This window comes from Micromonospora sp. LZ37, from assembly GCF_059359015.1.
In genome coordinates this window covers 186,922-193,287 of the sequence record NZ_JCADBL010000015.1, presented here as the reverse complement: position 1 = coordinate 193,287, position 6,366 = coordinate 186,922, and the positions used below count along the sequence as shown (strand labels likewise).

Genomic DNA, 6,366 nt, shown 5'->3' with positions numbered 1-6,366 from the left:
CGGCTCCGCCTCACCAAATCCGCCTCACAGCGAATCCGGGGCACCACCCGGTCCAAGCTCACATGGGACTCAACCCATCCGACCCTGGAGTGATTCCCGAACTCCACCGGCTTCGTGAAGCCTCAGGAGCCCGGTTCCAGGCTCGTACCGGATGACAACCCGGCCGACCCTGAACTCATTCCCTCACCCCATCGGCTCTGTCGAGCCTCAGGAGCCGGTCCAGGCTCGTACCCAATGACAACCGAGCCGCGCCTCAGACCATTCCCGCGCTCCGGCCTCGCAAGCTTTCGCCTGTTTCGTCCGTTCCGCGCTGGCAGAGAGAAAGTTACGCGCCCGGCCAGTTGATCGTCAACTCGGCCGGGCGCGTCCCGCGTCACATCATCAAGAGACGACTATCCGCGCAGCTCAACCCCGGCGAAGGAGCGCTTGCCGCGGCGCAGCACCAGGTACCGCCCGTGCAGCAGGTCCGCCGGCGCGACGGTCGCGTCCACCTCTGTCACCCGGGTGTTGTTGACGTAGGCGCCGCCCTCGGCGATCACCCGCCGTGCCTCCTTCAGGCTGGGCACCAGGCCGGAGTCGCGCAGCAGTCCGGCCACGTCGGGCAGCTCGGTCAGGTGGACCAGGCCGGCCTCGGTGAGCGCGGCCCGCAGGGTCTCCGGCGTCAGGTCGTCGAGAGAGCCGCGGCCGAAGAGCGCCTGGCTGGCCGCCACCACCTGGGCCATCTCCCGCTCGCCGTGCACCAGGGTGGTCAGCTCCTCCGCGAGGGCCCGCTGGGCCGCCCGCGCCGCCGGCCGCTCGGCGGCCTCCTTCTCCAGCGCCTCCAGCTCCTCCCGGGAACGGAAGCTGAAGTAGCGCAGGTAGCGGGTGACGTCCCGGTCGTCGGCGTTGACCCAGAACTGGTAGAAGGCGTACGGGCTGGTCAGCTCGGGGTCGAGCCAGACCGCCCCGCCCTCGGTCTTGCCGAACTTCGTGCCGTCCGACCGGGTGACCAGGGGCGTGGTGAAGGCCTGCACGGGGCCGGCGCCGCGGCGGCGCACGTAGTCGACCCCGGCGGTGATGTTGCCCCACTGGTCGGAGCCGCCGTACTGGAGCTGGCAGCCGTGCCGGCGGTGCAGCTCGAAGAAGTCGTGGGACTGGAGGAGCTGGTAGCTGAACTCGGTGAAGCTGATGCCGGTCTCCAGCCGGGCCTTGACCACCTCCCGGGCCAGCATCTTGTTGACCGGGAAGTGCTTGCCGACGTCGCGGAGGAACTCGACCACCGACATCTCGCCGGTCCAGTCCAGGTTGTTGACCAGTTGCGCCGCGTTCTCCCCGGTGTACGACACGAAGGGTTCGAGCTGGTCCCGGATGCGCTGGACCCAGCCGGCGACCACCTCAGGCGGGTTGAGCGTCCGCTCGGCGCTCTCCTTCGGGTCGCCGATCTGCCCGGTCGCGCCGCCGACCAGCAGCAGCGGGCGGTGCCCGGCGAGCTGCAGCCGGCGGGCGGTGGTGACCTGCATGAGGTGGCCGACGTGCAGGCTGGGCGCGGTCGGATCGAAGCCCACATAGAACGTGGTGGCCCCGCCGTCGAGCAGTTCACGCAGCTCGTCGAGGCCGGTCGAGTCCTGGATCAGGCCCCGCCACCGCAGGTCTTCGGTCAGGGAGTTCCGCCCGTGCGGGAGGTTGCTGTCGGTCACGGTCACCGATTCTCCCCCATCCCCGGGTGCGGGTAGTACCGGGTTTGCCGGCTCGGCGTGGTGATTAGGCTGGCGCTTCCGCGAGCGAGAGGAAGACGGGCGTGGAGATGACCGAGATGCCGAACCTGACGGGCGGCCTGGTGGACCTGCTGGGCCTGAAGCTGGACGAGGTCGGGCCGGACCGGGTCGTCATTCGCTGGGAGGTCCGTCCCGAGCTGCACCAGCCCTTCGGAATCCAGCACGGGGGCGTGTACTGCGCGGTGGTGGAGACCGCCGCCAGCGTGGGTGGGTCGATCTGGCTCGGTGGACGCGGCACCGTGGTGGGCGTGTCGAACCAGACGGACTTTCTCCGCGCGGTGCGGGAGGGTGAGCTGACCGCCGTCGGCACGCCCGTGCACCGGGGCCGCAGCCAGCAGCTCTGGCAGGTGGAGATCACCGACGCCGACGGCCGCCTCATCTCGCGCGGCCAGGTCCGCCTGCAGAACCTCACCCACTCCTGACCCCGGGCCTCGCACCTTCGGCCTCCGGCCGCGGCGTTCGCCCTCGTCGTCGCGGCGGCAGGTGCGAGATCGCGGTGGGGTGGGTGGGGATTTGGGGCTGAACAGGGCGTTGAGGCGGATATGGTCGCCACGATGATGCCGGTCGGGCCGTATTCGACGTGAGGAAGCTCCTCGCCGCCACGCTCGGTGTGCTCTCGGCCATCGGGGGCTTCGTCGACATCGGTGACCTGGTGGCGGCGGGTCAGGCCGGCGCCCGCTTCGGCATGGGGCACACCTGGGTGCTGGTGCTCGGCGTGGTCGGCATCTGTGCGTACGCCGAGATGGCCGGCAGGATCGCGGCGGTGAGCGGCCGGGCGGTGTTCGACCTGATCCGCGAGCGGCTCGGGCCGCGGCTGGCGCTGCTCAACCTGGTCGGTTCCTACCTGGTAACGGTGCTGACCCTGGGGGCCGAGCTGGGTGGCGTGGCGCTCGCCCTGCAACTGCTCTCCCGGGTCAGCTATTTGCTGTGGGTGCCGGTGGCCGCCTTCGCCGTCTGGCTGGTGCTGTGGCGGATGCGCTTCCAGTTGATGGAGCGGGTCTTCGGCCTGGCCGGCCTGGCTCTGCTGGTCTTCGTGGTCGCGCTGTTCTGGCTGCCCACCGACTGGGCGGCGCTGGGCCGTGGCGCGCTGCAACCCGACGCGGCCGGGCAGGGCTGGGGCGCCTACTGGTTCGTGGCGGTCGCCCTCTTCGCCTCCACGGTCAGCCCGTACGAGGTGTTCTTCTTCTCCTCCGGCGGGGTCGAGGAGAGCTGGAGCGCCGCCGACCTCGCCGACGCGCGGTCCAGCGTGCTGATCGGGTTCCCGGTCGGCGGGTTGCTCGCCCTGTCCCTGGTGGCGACCGCGGCGGTGGTCCTCCACCCGGCGGGCGTCTCGGTGTCGACGCTCGGCCAGGTGGCGGAGCCGGTGGTGCTGGCGTTCGGCGGGGTGGGGCTGGCGATCGCGGCGCTCGCGTTCTTCGCGGTCACCTTCGGCGCCGCGCTGGAGACCGGGCTGTCGGCGGCGTACACGGCGGCGCAGTACTTCGGCTGGCAGTGGGGCAAACGGGTCAGTCCCCGCGAGGCGGCCCGTTTCCACAGCGTGCTGCTGGTCAGCGTGCTGGCCGGGATGCTGGTGCTGCTCACCACCGTCGACCCGGTCCGGCTGACCGAGTACATGCTGGTCGTCAGCGCGGTGGCGCTGCCGCTGACGTACCTGCCGATCCTGGTCGTGGCGAACGACCGGACGTACCTGGGCGACCGGGTGAACGGGGCGGCGCTCAACCTGCTGGGCGCGGTCTTCCTGGTGGTCATCGTGGCGGCGTCGGTGGCGGCGGTCCCGCTCGCGATCGGCACCGGGATGGGCCGGTGAGGATCCAACTGGGCCGGCAGCTGCTCGACCGGCAGATCGTCGACTCCGAGGGGTGGCCGGTCGGCAAGGTCGACGACGTGGAGTTCGCGGTCGACGCGGAGGGCTTCCCGTACGTGGCGTACCTGCTCAGCGGCGAGCGGGCGCTCGGAAACCGGATCGGCGGCCGGGTCGGGCGGCTGCTGGTGGCGCTGGCCGACCGGCTCACCGACGACCCGTCCGCGTCGCCGCTGCGCATCCCGGTGGCCCAGGTCGCCCGGCTGGACAGCGCGGTGTGGCTGCGCGTCCGCGCCGACGAGCTGCCCCGGCCGCCGGTGGAGGCGTGGCTGCGCCGGCACCTGATCGACCGGATCCCGGGAGCCGACCGTGCGAGCGGGTGAGCTGCTCGGCCGCACCGCGTACGACCTGCACGGCCGGCGGCTGGGCCGGGTGGTCGACGTGGTGGTCCGGGGGGAGCTCCCCGACGGGCGGCTGCGGCTGACCGACGTGTTCGTCAACGGGCACTGGTGGAGCCGGGCGGTGCGGCGGCTGGTCGGCGGGGAACGCCCCCGGGGGCCGTGGGCGATCCGGGTGGTGGCGCGGACGGTGAGCCGCCACGACCGGCAGCTCCCCGCCGACCAGGTGCAGCTGCTGCCGCCGGTGCCCGGCTTCCCGTTCGGGCCGCCGCACGGTTGACCGCGCCTGCGGCGGTCGGCCCGGCGGCTGCCGCCGGCTCAGCTACGGGCCTCGTCCAGGAGCGGCTCCGCCTCCTCGGCGCCCTCCTCGGCGGGCGGGGCGGCGCGGCGCAGCCGGACCTGGGTGATGGCCCGCTGGTCGATCGCGCACACCTCCAGCTCCCAGCCGTCGATGGTGACGCTCTCCCCGGCGGCGGTGGGGATGTGCCCCAGGCAGGCCAGCACCATGCCGGCGACGGTGGTGTAGTCGCCGGCCGGCCGGCCGGGCACCTCGACGCCGATGTCCGGCAGGTCGTGCACGGGGAAGGTGCCCGGCAGCAGCAGCGCGCCGTCGGGTTCGGTGCGCACCGAGCGGACGTCCCGGTCGGTCTCGTCGTAGATCTCGCCGACGATCTCCTCGAGGATGTCCTCCAGGGTGACGATGCCGTCGACGGCGCCGCGCTCGTCCACCACCAGGGCGATGTGCTGTCGCTCGGCCTTGAACTGCCGCAGCGCCTCCACCACCGGCAGCGAGTCGGGCAGCAGCATCGGCGGGCGGGCGCACTCGTCGACCGACCGGTCGCCGGGAACGCCGACCAGGTCCCGCAGGTGGATCACGCCGACCGCGTCGTCGAGGCCGCCGTGCCGGACCACCGGCGCCCGGGAGTGCCCGGTCGCGGCGAGGACCAGCCGGGCGGCCTCCGCGGTGGTCCCGCTGTCGAGCGTGAAGACCTGCAACCGGGGTACGAGGACCGCCTTGAGCTGCCGGTCGGCGATCTCCACCGCGCCGGCGATGATGGTCCGCTGTTCCTTGGTGAAGCCGTGGTTGCCGGCGACGATGTCGCGCAGCTCGTCCGGGCCGATCTCCTCGGGCTGGTGCTTCGGGTTCAGCCCGACGAGGCGTACCACCAGGTCGCTGGTGGCGCCGAGCGCCCAGACGGCCGGCCGGGTGAAGGTGGCCAGCAGGTCCAGCGGGCGGGCCACCAGCAGCGCCCACCGCTCGGCGGACTGCATGGCGATCCGCTTGGGGGCCAGCTCGCCGAAGACCAGGGTGACGAAGGTCAGGGCGAGGGTGACCACCACGATGGCGACCGTCTCGGCGGCGCCGCCGAGCGCACCGAGCAGCGGTACGAGGGGCCGGGCCAGGGAGACCGCCGCCGCGGCCGAGGCGAGGAAACCGGCCAGGGTGATGCCGATCTGGATGGTGGCCAGGAACCGGTTCGGGTCCTTGGCCAGCCGGGCGAGCACCCGCCCGGCCCGGCTGGTGCGTTCCAGTCGCTGGATCTGGCTGTCCCGCAGCGACACCAGCGCCATCTCGCTGCCCGCGAAGATCGCGTTCAGGACCACCAGGACTCCGACCAGGGCCAGTTGGCTCCAGTAGCTCTGCACGCCCGGCTCTCTCCCTCACACGACGGGCACCGGCCGCGACGGCCGACGCCGCCGGCCGGAGGCCCGACCGGCGTAGGCCTGTCTGTGCCCCGTGCGGGCGCCGGTGAATCCTCGCCGGGGCGGCCTACGCCGCGGCGGGCGCCGGCAGGTCGAGCACGTACGCGCCGCCCTCGGGGCGGAACCCGAGCCGGTGGTAGTAGGGGGCGACCATGCCGGGCGGGCTGACCACCCGGCGGAACCCCCGGTCGGTGAAGAGGCTGCTGCGACGGTAGACGAACTCCCCCGGGGTGAAGTCCCGGAACCGCTGGGTCACGTAGTCCAGGTCGATCTGGGCCACCCCGCCCTCCTCGGCGTGCGACAGCACCACCCCGACCACCTCGTCGGCCTTGACCACCAGGAACGCCGAGCGGGGCGCGCCGTGCGACTCCCAGCGGAAGTCGGGGTTGAAGCGGGCGATGTCCGCGGCGTGCACCCGCAGCGTGTGCGCGAGGAACTGGTCGTCGACGCCGACCTCGACCACCTGGTACGTCTGCTCGTCGTGTCGGGTGGCCAGCATCTTCCGCAGGTACCACACGTTGATCACGGCGAGTACGACGTTGAGGCCCACCCCGGGCCAGACCTGCACCCCGGCGTTGTAACCGATCAGGATCAGGCAGCCGACGAGATTGAGCGCGCGCAGTCGCAGAATGCGCGTCTGCAGCAGGGACCAGACCAGCAGCGCGGAGCCGGCCCAGCCGACGAGTTCCAGCCAGTTCACCCCCGCGAG

Annotated in this window: 7 protein-coding genes; 4 read left to right on the top strand and 3 right to left on the bottom strand. The window is 72.4% G+C overall.

The features are described 5' to 3' along the window. Positions 1–392: 392 nt before the first annotated feature. The gene (gene tyrS / locus AC5L3Z_RS26650) at positions 393–1,676 is read right to left on the bottom strand and encodes a tyrosine--tRNA ligase (RefSeq protein ID WP_494845874.1); all 1,284 of its coding nucleotides are present in this window, start codon (positions 1,674–1,676) and stop codon (positions 393–395) included. Positions 1,677–1,783: 107 nt separating this feature from the next. Here tyrS and AC5L3Z_RS26645 point away from each other — a divergent pair, with 107 nt between their 5' ends. From AC5L3Z_RS26645 to AC5L3Z_RS26630, 4 genes are all read left to right on the top strand, one after another. Then, positions 1,784–2,176 (top strand): PaaI family thioesterase, encoded by a 393-nt coding sequence (locus AC5L3Z_RS26645; protein WP_334532220.1) that lies wholly within the window; start codon positions 1,784–1,786, stop codon positions 2,174–2,176. A gap of 158 nt (positions 2,177–2,334) precedes the next feature. Then, the gene (locus tag AC5L3Z_RS26640) at positions 2,335–3,561 is read left to right on the top strand and encodes an NRAMP family divalent metal transporter (RefSeq protein WP_494845864.1); all 1,227 of its coding nucleotides are present in this window, start codon (positions 2,335–2,337) and stop codon (positions 3,559–3,561) included. Next, entirely contained in the window at positions 3,558–3,938 is a 381-nt protein-coding gene (locus tag AC5L3Z_RS26635) for a hypothetical protein (protein WP_494845863.1), read from the top strand. Before AC5L3Z_RS26640 ends, AC5L3Z_RS26635 begins: the two co-directional genes overlap by 4 nt. Beyond that, complete coding sequence (locus AC5L3Z_RS26630; protein WP_494845861.1) at positions 3,925–4,233, top strand: PRC-barrel domain containing protein; 309 nt, start codon at positions 3,925–3,927, stop codon at positions 4,231–4,233. The genes AC5L3Z_RS26635 and AC5L3Z_RS26630 overlap by 14 nt, the downstream gene beginning before the upstream one ends. A gap of 38 nt (positions 4,234–4,271) precedes the next feature. Here AC5L3Z_RS26630 and AC5L3Z_RS26625 read toward each other — a convergent pair whose 3' ends face one another. Continuing rightward, entirely contained in the window at positions 4,272–5,600 is a 1,329-nt protein-coding gene (locus AC5L3Z_RS26625) for a hemolysin family protein (protein WP_494845860.1), read from the bottom strand. A 124-nt stretch (positions 5,601–5,724) separates the two neighbouring features. Next, positions 5,725–6,357, bottom strand: a complete 633-nt coding sequence (locus tag AC5L3Z_RS26620) for a hypothetical protein (RefSeq protein ID WP_494845859.1) — start codon at positions 6,355–6,357, stop codon at positions 5,725–5,727. Positions 6,358–6,366: the final 9 nt, after the last annotated feature.

Excerpts from the sequence above, each read along its gene's own strand:
- AC5L3Z_RS26645 (WP_334532220.1), top strand. The coding sequence starts at position 1,784 with ATGACCGAGATGCCGAACCTGACGGGCGGCCTGGTGGACCTGCTGGGC.